This window comes from Actinacidiphila acidipaludis, assembly GCF_019890725.1.
Taxonomy (GTDB): Bacteria; Actinomycetota; Actinomycetes; order Streptomycetales; family Streptomycetaceae; genus Actinacidiphila; species Actinacidiphila acidipaludis.
The window spans coordinates 19,422-39,354 of sequence record NZ_JAINZZ010000024.1 but is presented as its reverse complement, the minus strand read 5'-3'; the positions used below and the strand labels follow the sequence as shown (position 1 = coordinate 39,354).

At 73.9% G+C, this 19,933-nt stretch carries 19 protein-coding genes and 7 tRNA genes; 12 read left to right on the top strand and 14 right to left on the bottom strand.

Annotated elements, in window-relative coordinates:
* Positions 1 to 41 precede the first annotated feature (41 nt).
* The 3 genes from thrS to K7862_RS19770 all read right to left on the bottom strand — a co-directional run bounded on the left by thrS (position 42) and on the right by K7862_RS19770 (position 3,978).
* Entirely contained in the window at positions 42 to 2,024 is a 1,983-nt protein-coding gene (thrS, locus tag K7862_RS19780; RefSeq protein ID WP_222964310.1) for a threonine--tRNA ligase, read from the bottom strand.
* A 185-nt stretch (positions 2,025 to 2,209) separates the two neighbouring features.
* Complete coding sequence (locus tag K7862_RS19775) at positions 2,210 to 3,415, bottom strand: serine/threonine-protein kinase (protein ID WP_222964308.1); 1,206 nt, start codon at positions 3,413 to 3,415, stop codon at positions 2,210 to 2,212.
* A complete protein-coding gene (locus K7862_RS19770; RefSeq protein WP_222964306.1) occupies positions 3,412 to 3,978 on the bottom strand; it encodes a DUF4365 domain-containing protein in 567 nt (188 codons plus the stop codon). The genes K7862_RS19775 and K7862_RS19770 overlap by 4 nt, the downstream gene beginning before the upstream one ends.
* Positions 3,979 to 4,195: 217 nt before the next feature.
* On the opposite strand from K7862_RS19770, the gene K7862_RS19765 reads away from it, so the two are divergent.
* Complete coding sequence (locus tag K7862_RS19765) at positions 4,196 to 4,936, top strand: exonuclease domain-containing protein (RefSeq protein ID WP_222964304.1); 741 nt, start codon at positions 4,196 to 4,198, stop codon at positions 4,934 to 4,936.
* A 149-nt stretch (positions 4,937 to 5,085) separates the two neighbouring features.
* On the opposite strand, the gene K7862_RS19760 is transcribed toward K7862_RS19765, so the two are convergent.
* The 3 genes from K7862_RS19760 to K7862_RS19750 all read right to left on the bottom strand — a co-directional run bounded on the left by K7862_RS19760 (position 5,086) and on the right by K7862_RS19750 (position 5,865).
* Positions 5,086 to 5,160 (bottom strand) — tRNA-Val (locus K7862_RS19760).
* A 38-nt stretch (positions 5,161 to 5,198) separates the two neighbouring features.
* Positions 5,199 to 5,666: an SRPBCC family protein gene (locus K7862_RS19755; RefSeq protein ID WP_222964302.1), complete on the bottom strand. Its 468-nt coding sequence runs from the start codon at positions 5,664 to 5,666 to the stop codon at positions 5,199 to 5,201.
* 127 nt (positions 5,667 to 5,793) lie between these two features.
* A tRNA-Val gene (locus tag K7862_RS19750) sits at positions 5,794 to 5,865 on the bottom strand.
* Between the two features lie 305 nt (positions 5,866 to 6,170).
* Between K7862_RS19750 and K7862_RS19745 the strand changes: the two genes are divergently transcribed.
* Together K7862_RS19745 and K7862_RS19740 are read left to right on the top strand one after the other, a co-directional pair.
* The gene (locus K7862_RS19745) at positions 6,171 to 6,584 is read left to right on the top strand and encodes an SsgA family sporulation/cell division regulator (protein WP_003959770.1); all 414 of its coding nucleotides are present in this window, start codon (positions 6,171 to 6,173) and stop codon (positions 6,582 to 6,584) included.
* Between the two features lie 211 nt (positions 6,585 to 6,795).
* Positions 6,796 to 7,356 (top strand): CGNR zinc finger domain-containing protein, encoded by a 561-nt coding sequence (locus tag K7862_RS19740; RefSeq protein ID WP_222964300.1) that lies wholly within the window; start codon positions 6,796 to 6,798, stop codon positions 7,354 to 7,356.
* A gap of 84 nt (positions 7,357 to 7,440) precedes the next feature.
* On the opposite strand, the gene K7862_RS19735 is transcribed toward K7862_RS19740, so the two are convergent.
* Both K7862_RS19735 and K7862_RS19730 read right to left on the bottom strand, forming a co-directional pair.
* On the bottom strand, positions 7,441 to 7,701 hold the full coding sequence (locus K7862_RS19735; protein ID WP_222964429.1) for a hypothetical protein: 261 nt from the start codon (positions 7,699 to 7,701) through the stop codon (positions 7,441 to 7,443).
* A gap of 172 nt (positions 7,702 to 7,873) precedes the next feature.
* The gene (locus tag K7862_RS19730; protein ID WP_222964298.1) at positions 7,874 to 8,350 is read right to left on the bottom strand and encodes a hypothetical protein; all 477 of its coding nucleotides are present in this window, start codon (positions 8,348 to 8,350) and stop codon (positions 7,874 to 7,876) included.
* A 193-nt stretch (positions 8,351 to 8,543) separates the two neighbouring features.
* Between K7862_RS19730 and K7862_RS19725 the strand changes: the two genes are divergently transcribed.
* Positions 8,544 to 9,071, top strand: a complete 528-nt coding sequence (locus K7862_RS19725) for a DsbA family protein (protein WP_222964296.1) — start codon at positions 8,544 to 8,546, stop codon at positions 9,069 to 9,071.
* 111 nt (positions 9,072 to 9,182) lie between these two features.
* Here K7862_RS19725 and K7862_RS19720 read toward each other — a convergent pair whose 3' ends face one another.
* From K7862_RS19720 to K7862_RS19710, 3 genes are all read right to left on the bottom strand, one after another.
* On the bottom strand, positions 9,183 to 10,007 hold the full coding sequence (locus K7862_RS19720) for a GNAT family N-acetyltransferase (protein WP_222964293.1): 825 nt from the start codon (positions 10,005 to 10,007) through the stop codon (positions 9,183 to 9,185).
* 75 nt (positions 10,008 to 10,082) lie between these two features.
* The gene (locus tag K7862_RS19715) at positions 10,083 to 10,904 is read right to left on the bottom strand and encodes an aminotransferase class IV (protein WP_222964291.1); all 822 of its coding nucleotides are present in this window, start codon (positions 10,902 to 10,904) and stop codon (positions 10,083 to 10,085) included.
* On the bottom strand, positions 10,901 to 12,106 hold the full coding sequence (locus K7862_RS19710) for a chorismate-binding protein (RefSeq protein ID WP_222964289.1): 1,206 nt from the start codon (positions 12,104 to 12,106) through the stop codon (positions 10,901 to 10,903). Before K7862_RS19710 ends, K7862_RS19715 begins: the two co-directional genes overlap by 4 nt.
* A gap of 190 nt (positions 12,107 to 12,296) precedes the next feature.
* On the opposite strand from K7862_RS19710, the gene K7862_RS19705 reads away from it, so the two are divergent.
* The 5 genes from K7862_RS19705 (at position 12,297) to K7862_RS19685 (ending at position 12,756) form a co-directional block, all read left to right on the top strand.
* Positions 12,297 to 12,369, top strand: a tRNA-Gly gene (locus K7862_RS19705).
* 35 nt (positions 12,370 to 12,404) lie between these two features.
* A tRNA-Cys gene (locus K7862_RS19700) sits at positions 12,405 to 12,478 on the top strand.
* A gap of 1 nt (position 12,479) precedes the next feature.
* A tRNA-Val gene (locus K7862_RS19695) sits at positions 12,480 to 12,551 on the top strand.
* Between the two features lie 44 nt (positions 12,552 to 12,595).
* Positions 12,596 to 12,667: transfer RNA gene (locus tag K7862_RS19690), tRNA-Val, on the top strand.
* 17 nt (positions 12,668 to 12,684) lie between these two features.
* A tRNA-Val gene (locus tag K7862_RS19685) sits at positions 12,685 to 12,756 on the top strand.
* A 120-nt stretch (positions 12,757 to 12,876) separates the two neighbouring features.
* Here K7862_RS19685 and K7862_RS19680 read toward each other — a convergent pair.
* From K7862_RS19680 to K7862_RS19670, 3 genes are all read right to left on the bottom strand, one after another.
* Positions 12,877 to 13,200: a TFIIB-type zinc ribbon-containing protein gene (locus tag K7862_RS19680; RefSeq protein WP_222964287.1), complete on the bottom strand. Its 324-nt coding sequence runs from the start codon at positions 13,198 to 13,200 to the stop codon at positions 12,877 to 12,879.
* Between the two features lie 36 nt (positions 13,201 to 13,236).
* The gene (locus K7862_RS19675; RefSeq protein ID WP_262413469.1) at positions 13,237 to 14,142 is read right to left on the bottom strand and encodes a phosphotransferase family protein; all 906 of its coding nucleotides are present in this window, start codon (positions 14,140 to 14,142) and stop codon (positions 13,237 to 13,239) included.
* A gap of 690 nt (positions 14,143 to 14,832) precedes the next feature.
* Positions 14,833 to 15,066 carry a DUF8836 family protein gene (locus K7862_RS19670; RefSeq protein ID WP_222964283.1) on the bottom strand — a complete coding sequence of 78 codons (234 nt, stop codon included), beginning with the start codon at positions 15,064 to 15,066 and terminating at the stop codon, positions 14,833 to 14,835.
* Positions 15,067 to 15,299: 233 nt separating this feature from the next.
* Between K7862_RS19670 and K7862_RS19665 the strand changes: the two genes are divergently transcribed.
* The 3 genes from K7862_RS19665 to K7862_RS19655 all read left to right on the top strand — a co-directional run bounded on the left by K7862_RS19665 (position 15,300) and on the right by K7862_RS19655 (position 19,903).
* A complete protein-coding gene (locus K7862_RS19665; RefSeq protein ID WP_222964281.1) occupies positions 15,300 to 16,493 on the top strand; it encodes a serine/threonine-protein kinase in 1,194 nt (397 codons plus the stop codon).
* A gap of 1,113 nt (positions 16,494 to 17,606) precedes the next feature.
* Positions 17,607 to 18,794, top strand: a complete 1,188-nt coding sequence (locus K7862_RS19660) for an acyl-CoA dehydrogenase family protein (RefSeq protein WP_222964279.1) — start codon at positions 17,607 to 17,609, stop codon at positions 18,792 to 18,794.
* Positions 18,791 to 19,903 (top strand): acyl-CoA dehydrogenase family protein, encoded by a 1,113-nt coding sequence (locus K7862_RS19655; protein ID WP_222964277.1) that lies wholly within the window; start codon positions 18,791 to 18,793, stop codon positions 19,901 to 19,903. The genes K7862_RS19660 and K7862_RS19655 overlap by 4 nt, the downstream gene beginning before the upstream one ends.
* Positions 19,904 to 19,933 lie beyond the last annotated feature (30 nt).

Below are 19,933 nucleotides of genomic sequence, written 5' to 3'. Positions count from 1 at the left end.
CAGCCCTCAGCCCTCAGCCGTCAGCCGTCAGCCGTCAGCCGTCAGACCTGGACGCGGCGCTCGACCACGTCGGCCAGCTTCGTCAGCGCCAGGTCGCGTGGGATGCCGTTCTCCTGCGAGCCGTCGCGGTAGCGGAAGGACACCGTGCCGTTGGTCATGTCCTCGTCGCCGACGATGATCATGAACGGCACCTTGAGCTTCTGGTGCGTCCTGATCTTCTTCTGCATCCGGTCCGAGGAGGCGTCGACCTCGACCCGCAGGCCCTTGCGCCGCGCCTCGGCGGCGAACTCCTGCAGGTACGGGACGTGGGCGTCACCGACCGGGATGCCGACCGCCTGCACCGGCGCGAGCCAGGCCGGGAACGCGCCCGCGTAGTGCTCCAGCAGCACCGCGAAGAACCGCTCGATCGAGCCGAACAGCGCGCGGTGGATCATCACCGGCCGCTGCCGGGAGCCGTCCGCCGCGGTGTACTGCAGGTCGAAGCGCTCGGGCAGGTTGAAGTCGAGCTGCACGGTCGACATCTGCCAGCTCCGGCCGATGGCGTCCTTGGTCTGGACGGAGATCTTCGGGCCGTAGAAGGCGGCGCCGCCCGGGTCGGGGACCAGCGGCAGGCCCTGCTTCTCGGCCACCCGCCGGAGCGTCTCGGTGGCCTCCTCCCACACCTCGTCCGAACCGACGTACTTCTCCGGGTCCTTGGTGGACAGCTCCAGGTAGAAGTCGGTCAGGCCGTAGTCGCGCAGCAGGTTGAGCACGAAGGTGAGCGTCGAGTCCAGCTCCTCCGCCATCTGCTCCTTGGTGCAGTAGATGTGCGCGTCGTCCTGGGTGAAGCCGCGGGCACGGGTCAGGCCGTGCACCACACCCGACTTCTCGTACCGGTACACGGTGCCGAACTCGAAGAGCCGCAGCGGCAGTTCACGGTACGACCGGCCGCGGGCGTCGAAGATCAGGTTGTGCATCGGGCAGTTCATCGGCTTGAGGTAGTAGTCGACGCCCTCGTCGAGCTGCATGGGCGGGTACATGCCGTCGGCGTACCAGTCCAGGTGGCCCGAGGTCTCGAACAGGGTGCCCTTGGTGGCGTGCGGGGTGTAGACGAAGTCGTACCCCTCCTCCTCGTGGCGCCGCCGCGAGTAGTCCTCCATGACCCGGCGGACGATGCCGCCCTTGGGGTGGAAGACCGCCAGGCCCGAGCCGATCTGCTCCGGGATGGAGAACAGGTCGAGTTCGGCGCCGAGCTTGCGGTGGTCGCGCTTGGCCGCCTCCTCCAGGAAGTCCAGGTACTCCTTGAGCTGTTCCTTGGTGGGCCACGCGGTGCCGTAGATGCGCTGCAGCATCGGGTTCTTCTCGCTGCCGCGCCAGTACGCGGCGGCGTTGCGCATCAGCTTGAACGCCGGGATGGCGCGGGTGCTCGGCAGGTGCGGGCCGCGGCACAGGTCCTTCCAGCACAGCTCGCCGGTCTTGGCGTCCAGGTTGTCGTAGATGGTCAGCTCGCCGCCGCCCACCTCGACGTCCGCGCCGTCCTCGGTGGTGGCCGAGGAGCCCTTGATGCCGATCAGCTCCAGCTTGTACGGCTCGTCCGCGAGCTCCTCGCGCGCCTGCTCGTCGCTGACGACACGGCGGGAGAAACGCTGGCCGCGCTTCTGGATCTCCTGCATCTTCTTCTCGATGGCCTTGAGGTCATCGGGGTGGAACGGCCGCTCCACGTCGAAGTCGTAGTAGAAGCCGTCCTTGACCGGCGGGCCGATGCCGAGTTTGGCCTCCGGGAACAGCTCCTGCACGGCCTGGGCCATGACGTGCGCGGTGGAGTGCCGCAGGATGTTGAGGCCGTCCTCGCTGGAGATGTCGACCGGCTCGACCTCGTCGCCGTCGGCCAGGGCGTACGCCAGGTCCTTCAGCTCGCCGGCCACGCGGGCGGCGACGACGGACCGCTCTCCGGGGAACAGTTCGGCGGCGGTCGTGCCCGTCGTGACCACCCGCTCCTCCGGTTCGGCGGATTCGCGTTTGATGATCACACGGAGGTCTGACACCGGTCTGCTCCTGACTTGGTCGTACGGGCCGGGCGGCGGCAGCCGCCACTCGCTGAATCGTACCGAGCGATCAGGGTGGCCCGCGCAGCCGTCACGCAAGGTACGGCCGAGCCGCGTGGCCGAAGGGCGCGCGGTGGCCCCCTCCGCGGCGGGGCCCGTGGTCCGGGCCGCTGAGCCGGGGAGGGTCAGTCGGTCTCGGTGCCGCAGGCGTCCTCGAAGGTCTCCACCCCGCCGTGCAGCGACTTCAGCAGCCGGTCCCGCTCGGCCTCGTCGACCTCGACCGGGGTCACCCCGCTCGGTTCGGCCAGCCGCCGGAACCCGCCGCGGCTCTCCAGCCTGCCGCTGATCCGCACCGGCAGGCCGACCAGGTGGGCGTGGACGGCGATGCGGTACGCCTCCTCGCCGAGGCGGACCCGCACCTGGCGGACGTCCGCCCCGGCCAGTACCCGCAGCCGGACCGTGCCGCCGCCGGCCGGCGCCGGGCGGCGCATGCGGACCACGGTGCCGGTGATGCGCACGGGGACGGACGGCTCACGGTCCCGGTAACGGGCACCGGCGGCCTCCAGGGCGGGGAGGTCGCCGGGTGAGAACTCGACGGGTTCCGGGCGGGCCGGGAAGCCCTCGGGCGGGCCCGCCTCCGGGGACCACTCCAGCTCGACGGTGACGCCCTCGGTACCGCGCACCAGTTTGACCAGCGAGCGGGCCAGCTCGTGGCTGACGCCCAGGCCGACGGCCGCGTCGAACGCGTCGAGGCCGCCGGTGGCGCGCTGGTAGTCGACCGCGTCCCGGGTGGCCTGCAGCGCCCGCAGCAGCGTGGTGGCGGTGGGCCGGCCGTCGGGCACCGGGGTGTAGGCGGTGAGCAGGTCGCCGCCCACCCCTGCCCCGCTCGGGCCGACCAGGACGGTGTCGAGGAACGCGGCCGCCTGCGGGCCGTGCCGCTCCCCGAAGTAGGCGGCCGGCCGCAGCGCGGCGCGGGCGCCCGCCAGCAGCATGGAGCGGGCCGCGGACCGGAGGTGGTCCGCGGTCGCCCAGGGCACGCCCGGCCCCGCCCCGGGGACGTCGCGGCTCCACCGGATCGCGTCGCCGGGCACGGTCAGGGCGCGCAGCACCTCGCGCGCCGAGGGGACCGCCGAGCGGGCCAGCGCGGTGAGCGCCTCGCCGATCAGGTCGCCGTAGTCGGCGTACTCCGGCCTGCGCCCGCCGCGCGGCCGGCCCTCGGGCAGCAGCAGGCTGGTGCCCGCGGCGTCGCCGGGCGGCGTCCAGCGGCTGTAGCGGCCGGGCGCGCCGCCCCGGCGCTGCCAGCCGTGGCGGCGCAGCAGGGCGGACAGGACGGCGGGGTCGACCCGCTCGGGGTCCGGTGGTACCGGTGCGTCGCCGGTCGGATGCGTCACGGTCTTCCTCCGGCCCCGACCCGCGCCATGATGTCGCACAGCGCGCGGTCGTCGAAGATCCGTGCGGTGGGTATCCGCACAGTGGTCTTGTACCTGCCGGTCAGCGGGTGGCCGGCCAGGTTGGTCCAGTAGCAGCAGTGCCGCAGTTCGAGCCGGTCGTGCGCGGCGCGCAGCCATTCGTCCTGGGTGCGCGGGACGAGCATCACGACCAGGATCTTGTGGACGGACACGGGGGTTCTGGCGAGCTTGGCCAGATGGTCGTTCTCCAGGGTGAAGGCGAACGTGGGGCCCGGGGGGTTCGGGGCCGTCTGGTACGTGCACTTCAGCTGCACCTTGATGGTGACCTCGTCGTCGACCTCGTGGGTGCGGGAACTGTGACTGAGGTGCCAGTCGATGCCGTTGTCGGGGAAGGGCTGGGCCAGGGAGCAGCCGGCCGCCGCGGCGACCGCGTGCAGATAGCCCACTTGCAGGGTCTCCATGCAGCTGGTGGTGGCGAGCCCGCCGCGCAGGGGGGCCGCCCGTTCGGGCAGCAGCCCGCCAGGGCCGGGCTGTGCGAGCGCCATCGCTCTGTGTGCCTTCCGTGCGGGTGCGCCCAGGGGCGCCGGGTCGCCGTTCATACGACTTATCTCGTCACAGGTGTCATCTCCACCTGCGACAACCGTCAAACAATCCCGGTTCGTTGACGTCACGTCATGGGTACACCGTTGATGGGGAGTTGTCCTGACTCCTCCTCATCTCCCCTTGGACACACGCTGTTCACCCGAAACACGGGAGCCGGACATGCCGGACACGCAAGCCTGGTACGAGGGACCGCTGGCCGCCTTCGACACGGAGACGACCGGAGTGGATGTGGAGCAGGACAGGATCGTCTCCGCCGCGCTGGTGGTCCAGCGCGCGCCGGGCGAACCGGCCGGGATCACCCGGTGGCTGGTCGACCCGGGCATACCGGTCCCGGAGGCCGCGCGCGCGGTGCACGGACTGTCGGACGCCTTCCTGCGGCGGCACGGGCGGCGGCCCGCTCCGGTGACGGAGGAGCTGGCCCGCGCGGTCGCGGCCGTGTGCGCGGCCGGGACGCCGCTGGTGGTGATGAACGCCCCCTTCGATCTCACCCTGCTGGACCGGGAGTTGCTCCGGCACCGCGGGGTGCCGCTGAGCACGTACTTCACCGGTCCCGCGTGGTGCGTGGTGGACCCCCGCGTGCTGGACAAGCACCTGGACCGCTACCGCAGGGGCCGCCGCACCCTGACCGACCTGTGCGCGCACTACGGCGTGGTGCTGGACGGCGCGCACGACGCGGCCGCCGACGCGTTGGCGTCACTGGAGCTGGTGCGGGCGGTCGGCCGCAGGTTCGCCGCCCGGCTGGACGGGCTGACACTCGCGGAGCTGCACACCCGTCAGGCGGTGTGGCACGCGGCCCAGTCGCGCGGGCTGCAGGCGTGGTTCGCCGTCAACGGCTCGGACGAACGGTGCGATCCCGCCTGGCCGCTGCGGCCGCAGCCGCCGGCCAGCGCGGCGGCCTGAACGCGCGGGGGCTCCACGGCTGAGCGCCGGGCTTCACGTCGGCGCCGAACGGCGAAGGCCGGACCGCGAAGGCCGGACAGCGATCGCTCAACGACGGAGCACCGACGACGAAGGCGGGACCGGTGAGTGGACCGGTCCCGCCTTCGCGGTGGTGGGCGATACTGGGATCGAACCAGTGACCCCTTCGGTGTGAACGAAGTGCTCTCCCGCTGAGCTAATCGCCCGGGACGTGGTGAACCATACCGTCCCCGGGGTGCGGCCTTCAAACGAGATCCGCCGCGTCGGCGGCCAGCCGGGCGAGCAGTCCGACCCGCCCGGAGCGCATCATCAGGGCGTGGTTGGCACGGAACAGCGGCCGGCACGGCACGGCCAGGGCCCGCATCAGCGATTTGCGCACCACGACCTCCTGCTCGAACACCAGGCGGGTCCCGCGACCCGGCGCCCCGGGACCGACCGTCCAGCGCACCCACCCCTCCAGGTCGCCGGTCAACGCGACCTCGAGCACCCGCTCGCGCGGATCCTGGCGTGTGGAGCGGGCGTTGACGACCAGGTCGTACGGGAGGACCGAGCGGAAACGCAGTACCCCGGTGGCCTCGCCGGTCTGCCGCACCTCACGGACCTGCGGCCACCACTGGGGGTAGGAGTCCGGGCGTTCCAGCACCCGGTACACGGCGTCGGGTCCGGCGTCGAGGTGCCACGTGCTGCGGAATCGGTAGTGGCTCCAGTCCATGCCCGGAGCCTGCCCGTCCCGGCGCTCCGGCACCCCCGCGCTCCGCCCCCGGCCGGCGGACCGCGGACCGCGCGAACGACGAAGATCCCGGAGTCCGCATTCGGACTCCGGGATCCTCGATTCCGGGTGGGCGATACTGGGATCGAACCAGTGACCCCTTCGGTGTGAACGAAGTGCTCTCCCGCTGAGCTAATCGCCCCGGCGAGGACAACACTACCGCACCCGGGCCGGGGTCCCGACCATGCCGCGACCGCCCCGAGCCGCCCTGAGCGGGCTCCCGCCGCGCAACGTCATTCCGTCACTCTCCGCAGTCGCGCCGCCCGGATCGGGCCACCGGACCGCTCACCGGGATGGCCGCCGCGCTGGTCCGGGCGCTGCGCCGGACGAGGTACCCGAAGACGCACAAACCCCTCAGAGGGGTTTACAACGTCCCCGCAGGTGGCATGTCGATTTCGCCGACGTGCGAATCCCCGAGCGCACACTGAGCGAAAGGCCCTGGCGCTTATGAACACCACGGTCAGCTGCGAGCTGCACCTGCGCCTCGTTGTGTCGAGCGAGTCCTCACTGCCTGTACCCGCGGGCCTGCGGTACGACACGGCCGATCCGTATGCCGTGCACGCCACCTTCCACACCGGAGCCGAAGAGACGGTCGAATGGGTGTTCGCCCGCGACCTGCTCGCCGAGGGGCTGCACCGCCCCACCGGCACCGGCGACGTCCGAGTCTGGCCGTCCCGCAGCCACGGTCAGGGCGTCGTGTGCATCGCCCTCAGCTCCCCCGAGGGCGAAGCCCTGCTCGAAGCCCCGGCGCGGGCCCTGGAGTCCTTCCTGAAGCGGACGGACGCCGCGGTCCCACCCGGCACCGAGCACCGCCATTTCGATCTGGACACGGAGCTCTCGCACATCCTCGCCGAGAGCTGAATCCGCATCCCGGCGTCCGGAGCCGTCCTACTCGGGGGGACAGCCCGGACTGCGACCCGTCATGCCGGCCGGGGCCCAAGCCGCACCGGCATGCCGTCGCCGCACGTAAGAGAGCCGTCATCGTGGAGGCCCGACCCCCACGCGGGCGGCTCTCGCGCGCTAGAGTCACCCGGAACCGCAGCCGCTGATCCCGCCGGCAGGGAGCGATTCCGTGCTCATCAACCACGACACCAGGTGCGCGCTCGACAGCGTGGTGGACCTGGTCAACAGCCAGCCGCAGATCGAGGGGCGGGAGGCGCTGGGCGACGTCGCCGCCCTGCGCGACTTCGTCGAGCAGCACCGCGTGAGCGAGGTGGGCCGGCTCACCGAGGACGACGTCACGGCGGTGCGGGCCGTCCGCGACCGGTTCACGGAGGTCTTCTTCGGCGCCGGTGACGACACCGCCGCCGCGACGATGCTCAACGCCATGATCGCCGAGGCCGGGACCACGCCGCGGCTCACCGACCACGACGGCTACGACTGGCACGTGCACTACTTCGCGCCGGGCGCCGCCCTGGCCGAGCACCTGGCTGCGGACGGCGGGATGGCGCTGGCGTTCCTGATCGTGGCGGGCGAGCGGGAGCGGCTGCGCCGCTGCGACGCCCCCGACTGCCGGCGCGCTTTCGTCGACCTCTCCCGCAACCGGTCGCGCCGCTACTGCGACAGCCGCACCTGCGGGAACCGGCTGCACGTCGCCGCGTACCGGGCCCGCCGCCGCGAGGCCAGCGCCTGAGGCACTCCCTCCACCGGACGGACCCGGGGCCGGGACGGCCCGGGCGCACGACGGGGCTCCGGCGGCCCGCCGCCCGGGCCGCCCTCACACGAAGAGCAGGTCCCAGGCCGCACCCGCCCCGATGAGACCGCCGATCACGCACAGGAACAGCATCAGCGGCGGCTGCGACAGCGCGTACAGGCAGCCCTTCGGTTCGCCGGCCGCGGCGCTCGCGGCCGGCTCGGGCGCGGCTTCGGGAGGAGCGGGTTCGGGCGCGGGACGAGTGGCGGCAGGGGCCCGGTGGGGGGACGCATCGGCGCGCTCGGGGCGCGGTGGGGCGATGCGGTCCCCGGGGGAGGTCAGCACAGCCCGATGATCGCGCAGCACAAGATCGCGGGGGCCCCAACACGCAGAGTTTGCAAGGCCGTTTACCTGCGTCTCGGATCGCGGAATCCGCCTGCTGAGACGTCCCGTCCCAACTAGTGTGCGTGGGTTGTCCGGATGGCGCCCGGCGGCCTTCGACGGTCGGATCGTCGGATCAGATGCCGCGGCGCTTGAGGATCTCCTCGACGTCCGCGAACTCCGACAGGCCGCTGTCGCCGCTCTTGCGCCTGCCGCCCTGGCCGCGGCCCTGAGTGATCGCGGCGGTGCCCGCGCCGGCGCCGGCCGCCGGGACCGCAGCCGGCCCGCCACCGGCACCGGCGCCTCCCGCCGTCTCCTCCCCGCCGCCGCGGCCGGAGAACAGCCGGGTGGTGCCGTACAGCAGCACCGAGCAGACGATCACGCCGAAGCCGACCCACACCGTGGGCTTGAAGACCAGGTCGGCGGCCCAGTCCGCGACAGCCGTGCCGATCCGGCGCCCCAGCGTGATCAGCCCGGCCATCGCCAGGCCGACTGGGAGCAGCGACAGGGCGGCGATCCTGGTGGCCCGCGGGAAACGGCGCCGGTGGGCCGTCTGCGCGGCGACGGCCAGACCCGCGACGGTCAGGGCGACGCAAAGGGCGGTGGTCAGCATCCTGCGGCTCCCCGCGGTCTCTCGTCCGGCCGCGGGGCACCCCTGCCGGGGCACCCCGCGGTATCGCGTCCCTCCATCGTGCCCCGTGCACCGCCCCGGCGGCCACGGCCCGGCGACGGCTTCAGGGGGATCTCGGGGGTGCCTCCTCCGTGGGTGCGGGGTGGCCTCCTCCGTGAGTGGGAGACTGGGCCGCATGACGCACCCCTCCCCCGCCTCCGCTGCCTCGCCCGTCGTCCTCGACGTCTGGTGCGAGCTGCAGTGCCCCGACTGCCGGACCGCCCTGGACGACCTGGCGGCCCTGCGTGAGCGATACGGCGACGCGCTCGTGATCCAGTTGCGGCACTTCCCGCTGGAGAAGCACAAGCACGCGCTGGCCGCGGCGCAGGCGTACGAGGAGGCCTTCGCGCAGGGTGCCGCGTGGCCCTACGCGGAGGCGGTGCTGGCGCGGGTGGAGGAACTGGACCGGCGGGGCGAGGAGGCGCTGGTGGACGTGGCCCGGGAGCTGGGCCTGGACGCCGACGAGGTGGACACGGCGCTGATCGACGGCCGCCACCTGCTGCTGGTCGACTCCGACCAGGCCGAGGGCCGGGCGATCGGCGTCAAGGGCACGCCCACCTATGTGGTCGGCGGCGAGCTGATCGACGCCTCCAAGTCCCAGGAGGGCGTCCTCCCCCGCCTCCAGTCCCTCCTCGACCCCCTCATCACCACCGAAGCCCCGTAGGAGCGCGACCAGCCACCCCGCACGGGGACCCGGCAACGCACCGCAAGGGGTAGAACGGCCCCCGCCCGAGGGAGGAGCCGCCCGCACGGGCGCGGATCGCGGAGCAGGCCACTACACCAGTGGCTTCGTGAAGTGACGCACCACCGTCCGATACCCCAGCGAAGCGTAGAGCGCCTCGGCCGGGGCGTTGCCGGTGAAGACGTTGAGGCCGATCGTCCGCGCCCCCGCGACCCCCGCCGCGTTCTCCGCCGCCAGCATGGCCGTCCGGCCGTGACCGCGGCCGCGGTGCTCCTCGGCGACCTCGACCGCGTAGACCCACGCCGGCTCGGCCGTCCGCAGCCACATCGCGGCGACGTCCTCGCCGCCGTGGGTGACGCCGAGCAGCGCGACGCCCTCCGGCACCGTGCCCGCGGCGTCGTACGGCAGCAGCCGCGCCCCGTCCCGCGCCCACGCCTCGGCCGCCTCCCGGGAGAAGCCGAGGCCGGTCACGCTGTCCGCGGCGTCCCGCCGCACGCGGTCCAGCCACGGCTCGTAGCCGGCCGCGCCCAGCGCCCGCACCGAACTGCCCGGCGGCAGTTCCCGCTCGGCCCCGAGCTCCTTGCGCAGGTGCCGGCTGCGTTCGGCGTAGCACAGCGCGGAGGCGAGCCGGAGGGCGTACTCGGCCTCGACGGGCACCGCGATCTTCACCACCCGGCAGCCCCATGAGCGCAGCACCTCCTCGCCCGCGAGGGCGGCCACCGCGCCGCGCCCGCGCCGCCGGTCCGGCGCGTCGATCGTCAGCGCCGCGATCGTGCCGACCGCCGGCCCGAAGGCCTCGCCGCAGCTCAGCTCGACGCTGCCGACCGGGCGGCTGTTGACGCACACCGTGTAATTGCGCGCGCGGAAGCCGTCCGGGCCGCGCCGCTCCTCCCCGGCGGGCCGCAGGGTCGTCGTCATGGGTCACGCTCCGGGGAAGTCGCGGCGGTCGTCGAGAGCCGTTCTACCCCGCCGGGAGGGCCCGGCTCACCGCCGTCAGGGATCGATCTGCTCGGCGGCCCGCTCGGCGAACACCCGCATGGCCTTGGCGGTCACCGGGCCCGGGGCGCCCGGGAGTTCACGGTCGTCGACGCGGTGCACGGCCTGCACGTCGCGGAGGCTGGAGGTCAGGAAGACCTCGTCGGCCTCGGCGAGCGCCTCGAAGGGCAGGTCGGCCTCCTCGGCGCCCGCCCAGTCGACGACGAGTGCCCGGGTGATGCCGGCCAGGCAGCCGGACTCCAGCGGCGGCGTGAGCAGCCGGCCGCCGACCACCACGAACACGTTGGAGCCGGTGCCCTCGCACAGCCGGCCCTCGGTGTTGGCCAGCAGCGCCTCGGAGGCGCCGTGCTCGTGGGCGCGGGCGAGCGCGACCACGTTCTCGCCGTACGAGGTGGTCTTCAGACCGGCGAGCGCGCCCTTCTCGTTCCGGGTCCAGGGCACGGTGACCACCGCGGTGGTGTCGGCGCGCGGCGTGGACGCGGCGAGCGCGACGACCAGCGTCGGACCGGCGTCGCCGCGGTCGGAGCCGAGCGGGGAGACCCCGCCGGTGTAGGTGATCCGCAGCCGGCCGAAGGGGACGGGGTTGGCCGCCAGCACCGCCGCGCAGGCGGCGGCGACCTCGTCGAGGTCCGGCTCCGGCAGGCCGAGCCCGCGCGCCGAGCGGGCCAGGCGCCGCAGGTGACGCGTGGTGGCGAACGCGGTGCCGTCCACCGCCTTGAGCGTCTCGAAGACGCCGTCCCCGACGGTCAGCCCGTGGTCGAACACCGACACCATGGCGTCCGCGGTGTCCCGCAGTCCGCCGTCCACCCAGATCCTCACCGCAGCATCCTTCCGCTCGTGCTGTGCCCGGGCGGAGGCCCGGACGCGTCTGCGCGGTCCGGGCGCGCTCCCGGTACCGGCTCGGGGTCCCGTCCCTGACCGTCGGCCACGGCTCCTTCCGGCGCGCGGTGCGCCATGCCGGCCCGTGTGTCCGCGGGCGTTCCCCGGTCCTCTTCCGACGCTACCGCCAGCAGCCGGCCGGCCTTCAGCTCGGTCTCCGCCCACTCGCCGGACGGGTCGGAGCCCCAGGTGATGCCCGCGCCGCTGCCGAACCGCAGCACCGGGCCGCCCGGAGCCGTCCGGTCGATCCAGAACGTGCGGATGCCGACAGCCAGTTCGGCCCTGCGCCGGTCCGCGTCCACCCAGCCGATCGCCCCGCAGTACGGGCCGCGCGGCGCCGTCTCCAGCTCCCGGATGACCCGCAGGGCGCTCGACTTGGGCGCGCCGCTGACCGAGCCGGGCGGGAAGGACGCGGCGAACAGCTCGGGCCAGCCGGCGCCGTCGCGCAGCTCGCCGCGCACGGCGGAGACCAGGTGGACCAGCCCCGGGTAGGGCTCGACCGCGCACAGCGCGGGGACGGTGACGCTGCCGGTGGCGCAGACGCGGCCGAGGTCGTTGCGGACCAGGTCGACGATCATGACGTTCTCGGCGTAGTCCTTGTCCAGGAGGGAGCCGGCGTCCACGGCGGTGCCCTTGATCGGGCCGGACTCGACGGTCGTGCCGTCGCGGTGCAGGAACAGCTCCGGCGACGCGGTGGCGATCTCGACGCCGTGCGCGGGCAGCCGGATCGTTCCTGCGTAGGCGCCCGGGTTGCGGGCGGCCAGCACTCCGGTCAGCGCGTCGATGTCGGGCTCCTCCCCCGACGGGAGCGGTGCGCTCAGCACCCGGCAGAGATTGACCTGGTAGACCTCGCCGGTGGCGATCCGGGCCCGCACCGAGCGGACACCGGCCTCGTAGGCCTCGCGGTCCATCGACGTCGTCCACGCGTCCGCGCGCGGGCCGCGCCAGCCGCGGGCCCGGTCGGCGGCGTCGTCGGGGGCCTCGCGCACGTCGCCGAAGCGGGCGCAGACCGTGCGGCCGTCGAAGTCGGCGGCGACCGCCCAGAAGCCGGACGAGTCGAGCGCACCGAGATCATCGGTGACATCCCGCAGGTCGGAGGCGACGAGGCCGCCGAACCGGGCCATGGGGGCGAGGTCGCGCACGGGGCTTCCCTGGTGGACGAAAGAGTGCCGGGGCCGAGTCTAATCGGGGCCGGTGGACGCCGGTCAGCAGGCACAACGACCGTCAACCGCTTGTCATTGCCCCGGCACGCTGCGGAAACCGGTTTTTGAGCTGGCCCGGGAATCCGCTAGAGTTCAACCCGTCGCCGAGGAACCCGTTCCGAGGCAACGTGCGGACGTGGCTCAGTTGGTAGAGCATCACCTTGCCAAGGTGAGGGTCGCGAGTTCGAATCTCGTCGTCCGCTCGACGTGGGGGATCCTCCCGGGACCCCCGCTGTGTGGTGGAGTGGCCGAGAGGCGAGGCAACGGCCTGCAAAGCCGTCTACACGGGTTCAAATCCCGTCTCCACCTCCAAGGACGATTAGCTCAGCGGGAGAGCGCTTCCCTGACACGGAAGAGGTCACTGGTTCAATCCCAGTATCGTCCACGGGACCTGCGGAGACCTTCTCCGGGGGTCCTTGCTGGAATCCCGCGCGATTAGCTCAGCGGGAGAGCGCTTCCCTGACACGGAAGAGGTCACTGGTTCAATCCCAGTATCGCGCACGCGTCACACGCATCCCGGACGATTAGCTCAGCGGGAGAGCGCTTCCCTGACACGGAAGAGGTCACTGGTTCAATCCCAGTATCGTCCACACGAAGATCGGCGGAGGGCCGGAAGCGATCAGCTTCCGGCCCTCCGCCGTTGTGCGCGCACCTGCCGCGACGGGCGGCCGCCCGGTCGGGGCGCGAAGCCGTGACCGGGCGGCCCGGGGTCACGAGGAGAACAGCATGTGCACGAAGCCGTGCTGCCCGCCGTGGCCATGACCGTACTCGCCGTGGCCGCCGTGCCCGTGACCACCGTGGTGCGGGGCGCCCCAGACGGGGGCGGCCGGCTGCGGGTAGCCGGGGGCCTGCGGGTACGCCTGCGGATAGGGCTGCGGCGGCGGTCCCGGCTGGTGCCAGGAACCCTCGAGCTGGGTCAGCGCCTCCAGCTCCCCGTAGTCGAGGAAGATGCCCCGGCAGTTGCCGCACTGCTCGATCTGGACGCCGTTGCGGTTGTAGGTCTGCATGTGGCCGTGGCACTTGGGGCACACCATGGTCGGGATCAACTCCTCCTGCGGACAAGGGTGCGCTCACTCTAGTTGGGCGATCCGGCGGCAGACGCCAAGGAGTTCGGTCTCCGCGGGATCGAGGGCGCGGCCGTCACGGGCCGCCTTGGCCAGCGCGATCGCGGCGGTCTGCACCGCCAGCGCCCTTGCGGGCACGTCGAGTTGCGGCCACGGGTCGCCATCCGGCGGCACCGCGATGCCGCCGGCGGCACGGTACGCGGCGAGGAACCGCGCCCACGCCTCGCCCGGCAGCAGGCCCGCAGCGAACCACATGGCCGGCCGGGCCAGGTCCCACGCCGGATCGCCCGCGCCCAGGTCGTCGATGTCGATCAGCAGCCAGGGGCCGTCCGGCGGAGGGTGACGGACGAGCTGGCCGAGATGCCAGTCGCCGTGGCACAGCGCGCGCTGGCCGCGGTAGGGCTGCTCGCCCCGGGCCCAGGCCGGCAGCCGGCGCCAGGCGGCCCGCACGGTCCGGGTGTCGGCGGAGTCGGGCAGCGCGCCGAGCCGGGCCATGGCCCGCGCCGCCTTGGCCGGGCCGCGCATCTCGGGCGGGGGCGCGCCCAGTTCGGTGAGGGGAACGGCGTGCAGCCGGGCGAGCAGGACCGCGGCGTCCTCCCACGGCGCGGCCTGCGCCTGCCGCCGGTCCACCGGCTCCCCGTACGGCCACACGCTGACCGCCCGGCCGCCGACCTCCGCGCCGGTGGCGTGCGGGGCCAGCACGATGCCGCGCAGCCGCGGGTGCCCGGCCACCGCCAGCCGCACCGCCAGGTCGGCCGGCACGCTGTCCACGGGGTGCGCCTTGGCGACCGCGCCGCCGACCCGTACGACCGTGCCGTCGCGGCGCTCGGCCAGCACGGTGTGGGCGCCCTCGTCCTGGTGTCCCGCTCCGGTGGCGTGCTCCGTCCCGGCGGCCGCCGCGATGTCGGCCAGGCCCCGGACGAGGCCGCCGGCCGCCGCGCGGGCCGCCAGGTCCACGGACGGGGTGGCCTGGGCGGCCGGCGCGCCGGGGGCCTGGGGGTGGACAGCACGGACGCCGGGGGGCGCCGCGGGAGCGGGCCGGGGCTCGGCGGTGCGAGGAGCGGGACCTGGGCGGGCGGTGGCACCGGTGCGGGGAGTGGGGGCGGTCGGGTCTGCTGGTGGCACGTGCGCTCCCCCGCCCCCGGCCGCGGGGCTCGCGTCGGTTCCGGTCGCCGCCCGGTGGCCCGCCGGACGGTGCGCGAGGCGGGCCGTGCCGCTGAGGGGACCGGTCGCGCCGGGGCAAGCGTAATGCCCGGGTATCAGCAGATACCCGGGCAACCGCAGTCGTCCGCCGTACCCCCGTCCCCACGGGGTGATGCCGGTGTGTCCCCGGCCCGGACCGCTCTTCCGGGCCTGGGGCGAATGTCGCTGCCCCATCAGGCCGGCCACGGACGACGTCTGAGGAGCGGCGGACGCTTGACCTCGGGGGACGAGTGCTTCGCCCGCCGCTTGACCTCAACATTAGGTGCCGCGGGAGCCCCGGTCGTCAGCCCCTCGTACGGCTTTACCGGCCTCCCGGAGGATGACGAAGGACACCCCGGATACTCCCCTGGGTGGAGGAAGGGTCCTAGGTCCCCAGGGTGATCCCTGAGTCCACCCGGCTCAGGCCGCGGAGTCGTCGTCCCGCGGCACGGGCTGCTCCACCAGGGCCAGCACCCGGTTCGCCATGAAGCGGGCGGTGCGCACCACCGTGCCGCTGCGGGTGACCTCGCTCACCTCCACCACTCCGCGCCGCACCGCCGTCTCCACCCGGCGGCCGGCGCGGGTGGCTATCACCTCGTACGTGCGTGTGGTGTCCCCCGCGTCCACCACGATCTCGACCCGGTCACCTTTCACGGCGTCACTCCCCCTCGGCAGACGGTCCGTTGGCGCGTCGGCGGGAGCCGGTCCGCAGGCCGCGGGCCCGCTCCCACAGTCCAGATTCCCACCCGGCACTGACAATTCACGGCCCGTCGCCTGCGGGGCTTCACCGCGCGGAGCGAGGTGAGTCCGTAAGCTGTGGGCGGCCGCACCGGCCAGACAGCGGAGTGGGGCCTCCCCACCAACCGGAGGCAGGGGACGGACAGAACATGGCGATGATGCGGCTCCGGCGCGAGGATCCGCGGGTCGTCGGCGCGTTCCGGCTGCACCGGCGGCTGGGCGCGGGCGGCATGGGCGTGGTCTACCTGGGGGCGGACAAGCGCGGGCAGCGCGTGGCGCTCAAGGTGATCAGGCCGGAGCTGGCCGAGGACCAGGAGTTCAGGTCGCGGTTCGCGCGCGAGGTGTCGGCGGCCCGGCGGATCCGCGGCGGCTGCACGGCCCGCCTGGTGGCCGCCGACCTGGAGGCCGAGCGGCCCTGGTTCGCCACCCAGTACGTGCCCGGTCCTTCGCTCCACGACAAGGTCGCCGAGAACGGCGTGCTGCCGGCCGCCGAGGTCGCCTCCATCGGCGCGGCGCTGGCGGAGGGCCTGGTGGCGGTCCACGAGGCCGGTGTCGTGCACCGGGACCTGAAGCCGTCGAACATCCTGCTCTCCCCCAAGGGCCCGCGCATCATCGACTTCGGCATCGCCTGGGCGACGGGGGCGAGCACGCTCACGCACGTGGGGACGGCCGTGGGTTCCCCCGGGTTCCTGGCGCCCGAGCAGGTACGGGGGGCGGCGGTCACCCCGGCGACGGACGTCTTCGCGTTCGGCGCCACGCTGGCGTATGCCGCGACCGCCGACTCCCCCTTCGGGCAGGGCAGTTCCGAGGTCATGCTGTACCGGGTCGTGCACGAGGAGCCGGACCTGGCCGGCGTCCCCGACGCGCTCGCGCCGCTGGTCTACGCGTGTCTCGCCAAGGATCCCGGGGAGCGGCCCAGCACCGTGCAACTCTCCGAGCGGCTGGCCGAGATCGCGGCCCGCGAGGCGCGCGGTATCGCCGCGCCGCGGCGGGAGGGCATCCCGAAGGCGGCCGGGCCGCGGCCGGAGCGGCCGGTGGGGCGCCGGGCGGACGAGTACGCGCGGCAGCGGACGGAGCGGGGGGTGGCGCCCGGGCCGTCCTCCACGGCGGGGCGGGCGGGTGCGCGCACCCCTGTGCCGCGGCAGGGTGGGCGCACTCCTGTCCGTACGCCGGCCCAGCGCACTCCCGCGGGGCGGGGGCCGTCCGGGGGGACCCGCACGCCTGTGCCGCGGGCCGTCGGTCATCGCAGTCGGCTCATGCGGCAGCGGTTGTTCGTCTTCGTGACGGTCACGGTGCTGGCGGCGGTGTGTATCGCGGCGCTTCAGGGGTGCCACCACTTCTGACGCCTCCCGCGGGGTTCCCCCTCCAAATCCCTCGGGCACGCCCTGCCTCCCCCTCCCGACCTCCGGCCGGGCCCCTTTCGGGACCTTGTCCTGCCCCTTGCGTGTGCGTTGCCGGCTGTCCGCCGGTGGTGGGTTGCTCGCCCTGGGGGCGCCTCCCGGGCGAAGCCTGAGCGACCTCGTGCCCCTGCCGGGGCACGTCCGCACGTCCTGCCCCTTGCGGTGCGTTTTCGCCTGCCGCTGGGCTGTGGCTCGTCGCCCTGGGGGCGCCTCCCGGGCGGAGCCTGGGCGACCTCGCGCCCCTGCCGGGGCACGTCCGCACGTCCTGCCCCTTGCGGTGCGTTGCCGAGTCTCCGCCCGGTGGTGGGCTTGTCGCGCTGGGGCACCTCCCGGACGAAGTCTGGGGGACCTCGCGCCCCTGTTTCACGTGCCGTTCGTCCACTCGTTGGGGGCAGTCCGGAAGCGTCTCCTCGGACTTGTGCGTGACCGTTCTTTTGTCCGGCTGGGCGGGGGGGTGCACAAGTCCTTGCGGGGAGCGCTTCCTCCCCACCCCCTTGGCAGCCCATGGAGCCGCCTGGGCAGAACAGGGGTGCCCCGGTAACACCCCCTGCGGCCACTTTCACTGCCAGGGGGTGGGGAGGAAGCGCTCCCCGCAGGAATGTGCATCCGCCCGCGTCAACAGGCGGAAGAACCCGTCATGCACAGTCCGAGGAGACGCTTCCGGACTGCCCCCAACAGACGAACGAACGGCAAGCGATAACAGGGGCGCGAGGAACTGCGCGACAGGCCACGGCCGGTCGGCAGACGGCACAGCACCGCAAGGGGCAGGGCGAGCCCCGAAGGGGCGCGGGGAACTGCGCGACAGGCCACGGGGAACCGGTGGACGGCGACGGCGGGCCCGGGGCAGCCCGGAAGCCGAAAGAGGCGCGGGCAGCCCACCATCGGGCGGAGGGCGGGAAGCAAAGCCGCGGGGGCAGCCCGAAACCGTACCGCTCTACCGGGCTGGAAGCCGGAGGTCTACCGGGCTGGAAGCCGGCGGGTGGCGGGAAAGAGGGTACGTCGAGTACGTTAACAAGCGCTTGCTTAGGCCCCCTGAGAAACGGAAGGACGCGGCGCATGGCGGAGCACCCCACGCCCACCCCGGAAGACCTGCGCAGCAGAACCCGCACGCTTCTGGAAGAGCCCCGCCCCACCCCCCTGGACTTCCTCCGCGCGAGGTTCGACGCGGGGCTGGCCTGGGTCCACTTCCCGGAGGGCCTCGGCGGCCTCGGCGCGCCACGGGCCCTGCAGGCCGTGGTGGACGCCGAACTGGCCGCGGCGGGCGCGCCCGACAACGACCCGCGCCGCATCGGCATCGGCCTCGGCATGGCCGCGCCCACGATCCTCCGCTACGGCACCGCCGAGCAGAAGGAGCGCTTCCTGCGGCCGCTGTGGACCGGTGAGGAGGTGTGGTGCCAGCTCTTCAGCGAGCCGGGCGCGGGCTCCGACCTGGCCGGTCTGCGCACCCGGGCCGTGCGCGACGGCGACGACTGGGTGGTGGACGGCCAGAAGGTCTGGACGTCCAGCGCCCACAACGCGCGGTGGGCCATCCTCATCGCCCGCACCGACCCGGACGTCCCCAAGCACCAGGGCATCACGTACTTCGTGTGCGACATGACGGACCCCGGCGTCGAGGTGCGGCCGCTGCGGCAGATCACCGGCGAGGCCGAGTTCAACGAGGTGTTCCTGACCGGCGTGCGGATCCCGGACGCGCACCGGCTGGGCGCGGTCGGTGACGGCTGGCGGGTCGCCCAGGCCACGCTGATGAACGAGCGGGTGGCGATCGGCGGGCTGGCGCTGCCCCGCGAGGGCGGCATGATCGCCCCGGTCGCGAAGACCTGGCGGGAGCGTCCCGAGCTGCGGACGGCCGAACTCCACGACCGCCTGCTGGGGCTGTGGGTGGAGGCGGAGGTGACCCGGCTCGGCGCCGAGCGGGTGCGGCAGCAGATGGCCGCCGGCGCCCCCGGTCCCGAGGGCAGCGGCCTGAAGCTCGCCTTCGCCCGGCTCAACCAGCGGGTGAGCGGCTTCGAGGTGGAGCTGCTGGGCGAGGACGGCCTGCGGTACGGGGACTGGACGATGGTCCGCCCGGAGAAGGTCGACTTCTACGGCCGGGACGCGGGCTACCGCTATCTGCGGGCCAAGGGCAACTCCATCGAGGGCGGCACCTCGGAGATCCTGCGCAACATCATCGCCGAGCGGGTGCTCGGGCTCCCCTCGGAACCCCGTACCGACAAGGACGTCGCCTGGAAGGACCTGCCCCGATGAACCTGCTGTACTCCGAGGTGGAGGACGACCTGCGGGCCGCGGTCCGCGACGTGCTGGCCGACCACTGCCCGCCGGGCGCGGTGCCGGCCCGGGTCGAGGGCGGCGAGCCGTACGACCGCGGGCTGTGGCGGGTGCTGGCCGCCGATCTGGGCGTGGCCGGACTGCTGGTGCCGGAGAAGCTGGGCGGCCAGGGCGCGACGGCACGCGAAGTGGCCGTGGTGATGGAGGAGTTGGGTGGCGCGGTGGCGCCGGTGCCGTTCCTGGGCAGCGCGGTGCTGGCCACCACCGCCCTGCTCGGCTGCGCGACGGGCGAGCCCGCCGTGGCCGACCTGCTGGGCCGGCTCGCGGCGGGCACGGAGACGGCCGCCCTCGCCGTCTCACTGGCGTCCGCGCCCGGCGCCCCGTTCCCGGCCGCCGTGCGGGCGGACGCCGACGGCCGGCTGACCGGCGTGGTCACCGCCGTGGCGGACGCGGCCGCGGCCGGGGTCCTGGTGGTGCCGGCGACCGGTCCGCACGGGTCGGGCCTCTACGCGGTGGCCGCCGCGGACGCGGCGGTCGAGCCGTTCGTGTCCCTGGACCTGACCCGGCCGCTGTCCGACGTGCGGCTGGCGGCCGCCCCGGCGCGCCTGCTGCCAGCGGGCGACGCGGCGGCGGCGCTCGACGCGGCGCTGCTGACCGGCGCGGGCCTGCTGGCCTCCGAACAGCTCGGCGTCGCCCAGTGGTGCCTGGACGAGACGGTCCGCTATCTCGGGCAGCGGCACCAGTTCGGCCGGGTGGTCGGCGGTTTCCAGTCCCTCAAGCACCGGCTGGCCGATCTGTGGCTGGAGGTCGTGTCGGCCCGGGCGGCCGCGCGGGCGGCGGCCGACGCGCTGGCCGGGGACGGCCGGGACGCGGGTGTCGAGGTGCGGGTGGCGCAGGCGTACGTCAGCGGCGTCGCGGTGCACGCGGCCGAGGAGGGCGTCCAGCTCCACGGCGGCATCGGCATGACGTGGGAGCACCCGCTCCACCTGTATCTGAAGCGTGCCAAGGCCGACGAGATCGCCCTGGGCACCCCGGGCCGCCACCGCGCGGCCCTCGGCGCCCTGGTCGGCCTCCCGGCCGTGGGCTGACCGGCCGGGACGCCGCCGCACGGGCCTTCC

What these genes read in the sequence shown, in the direction of transcription:
- K7862_RS19770 (WP_222964306.1), bottom strand. Translation starts at nt 3,978, where the DNA reads ATGGCGCTCGCACAGCCCGGCCCTGGCGGGCTGCTGCCCGAACGGGCG.
- K7862_RS19765 (WP_222964304.1), top strand. Translation starts at nt 4,196, where the DNA reads ATGCCGGACACGCAAGCCTGGTACGAGGGACCGCTGGCCGCCTTCGAC.
- K7862_RS19755 (WP_222964302.1), bottom strand. Translation starts at nt 5,666, where the DNA reads ATGGACTGGAGCCACTACCGATTCCGCAGCACGTGGCACCTCGACGCC.
- K7862_RS19745 (WP_003959770.1), top strand. Translation starts at nt 6,171, where the DNA reads ATGAACACCACGGTCAGCTGCGAGCTGCACCTGCGCCTCGTTGTGTCG.
- K7862_RS19730 (WP_222964298.1), bottom strand. Translation starts at nt 8,350, where the DNA reads ATGCTGACCACCGCCCTTTGCGTCGCCCTGACCGTCGCGGGTCTGGCC.
- K7862_RS19725 (WP_222964296.1), top strand. Translation starts at nt 8,544, where the DNA reads ATGACGCACCCCTCCCCCGCCTCCGCTGCCTCGCCCGTCGTCCTCGAC.
- K7862_RS19720 (WP_222964293.1), bottom strand. Translation starts at nt 10,007, where the DNA reads ATGACGACGACCCTGCGGCCCGCCGGGGAGGAGCGGCGCGGCCCGGAC.
- K7862_RS19680 (WP_222964287.1), bottom strand. Translation starts at nt 13,200, where the DNA reads ATGGTGTGCCCCAAGTGCCACGGCCACATGCAGACCTACAACCGCAAC.
- K7862_RS19665 (WP_222964281.1), top strand. Translation starts at nt 15,300, where the DNA reads ATGGCGATGATGCGGCTCCGGCGCGAGGATCCGCGGGTCGTCGGCGCG.
- K7862_RS19660 (WP_222964279.1), top strand. Translation starts at nt 17,607, where the DNA reads ATGGCGGAGCACCCCACGCCCACCCCGGAAGACCTGCGCAGCAGAACC.
- K7862_RS19655 (WP_222964277.1), top strand. Translation starts at nt 18,791, where the DNA reads ATGAACCTGCTGTACTCCGAGGTGGAGGACGACCTGCGGGCCGCGGTC.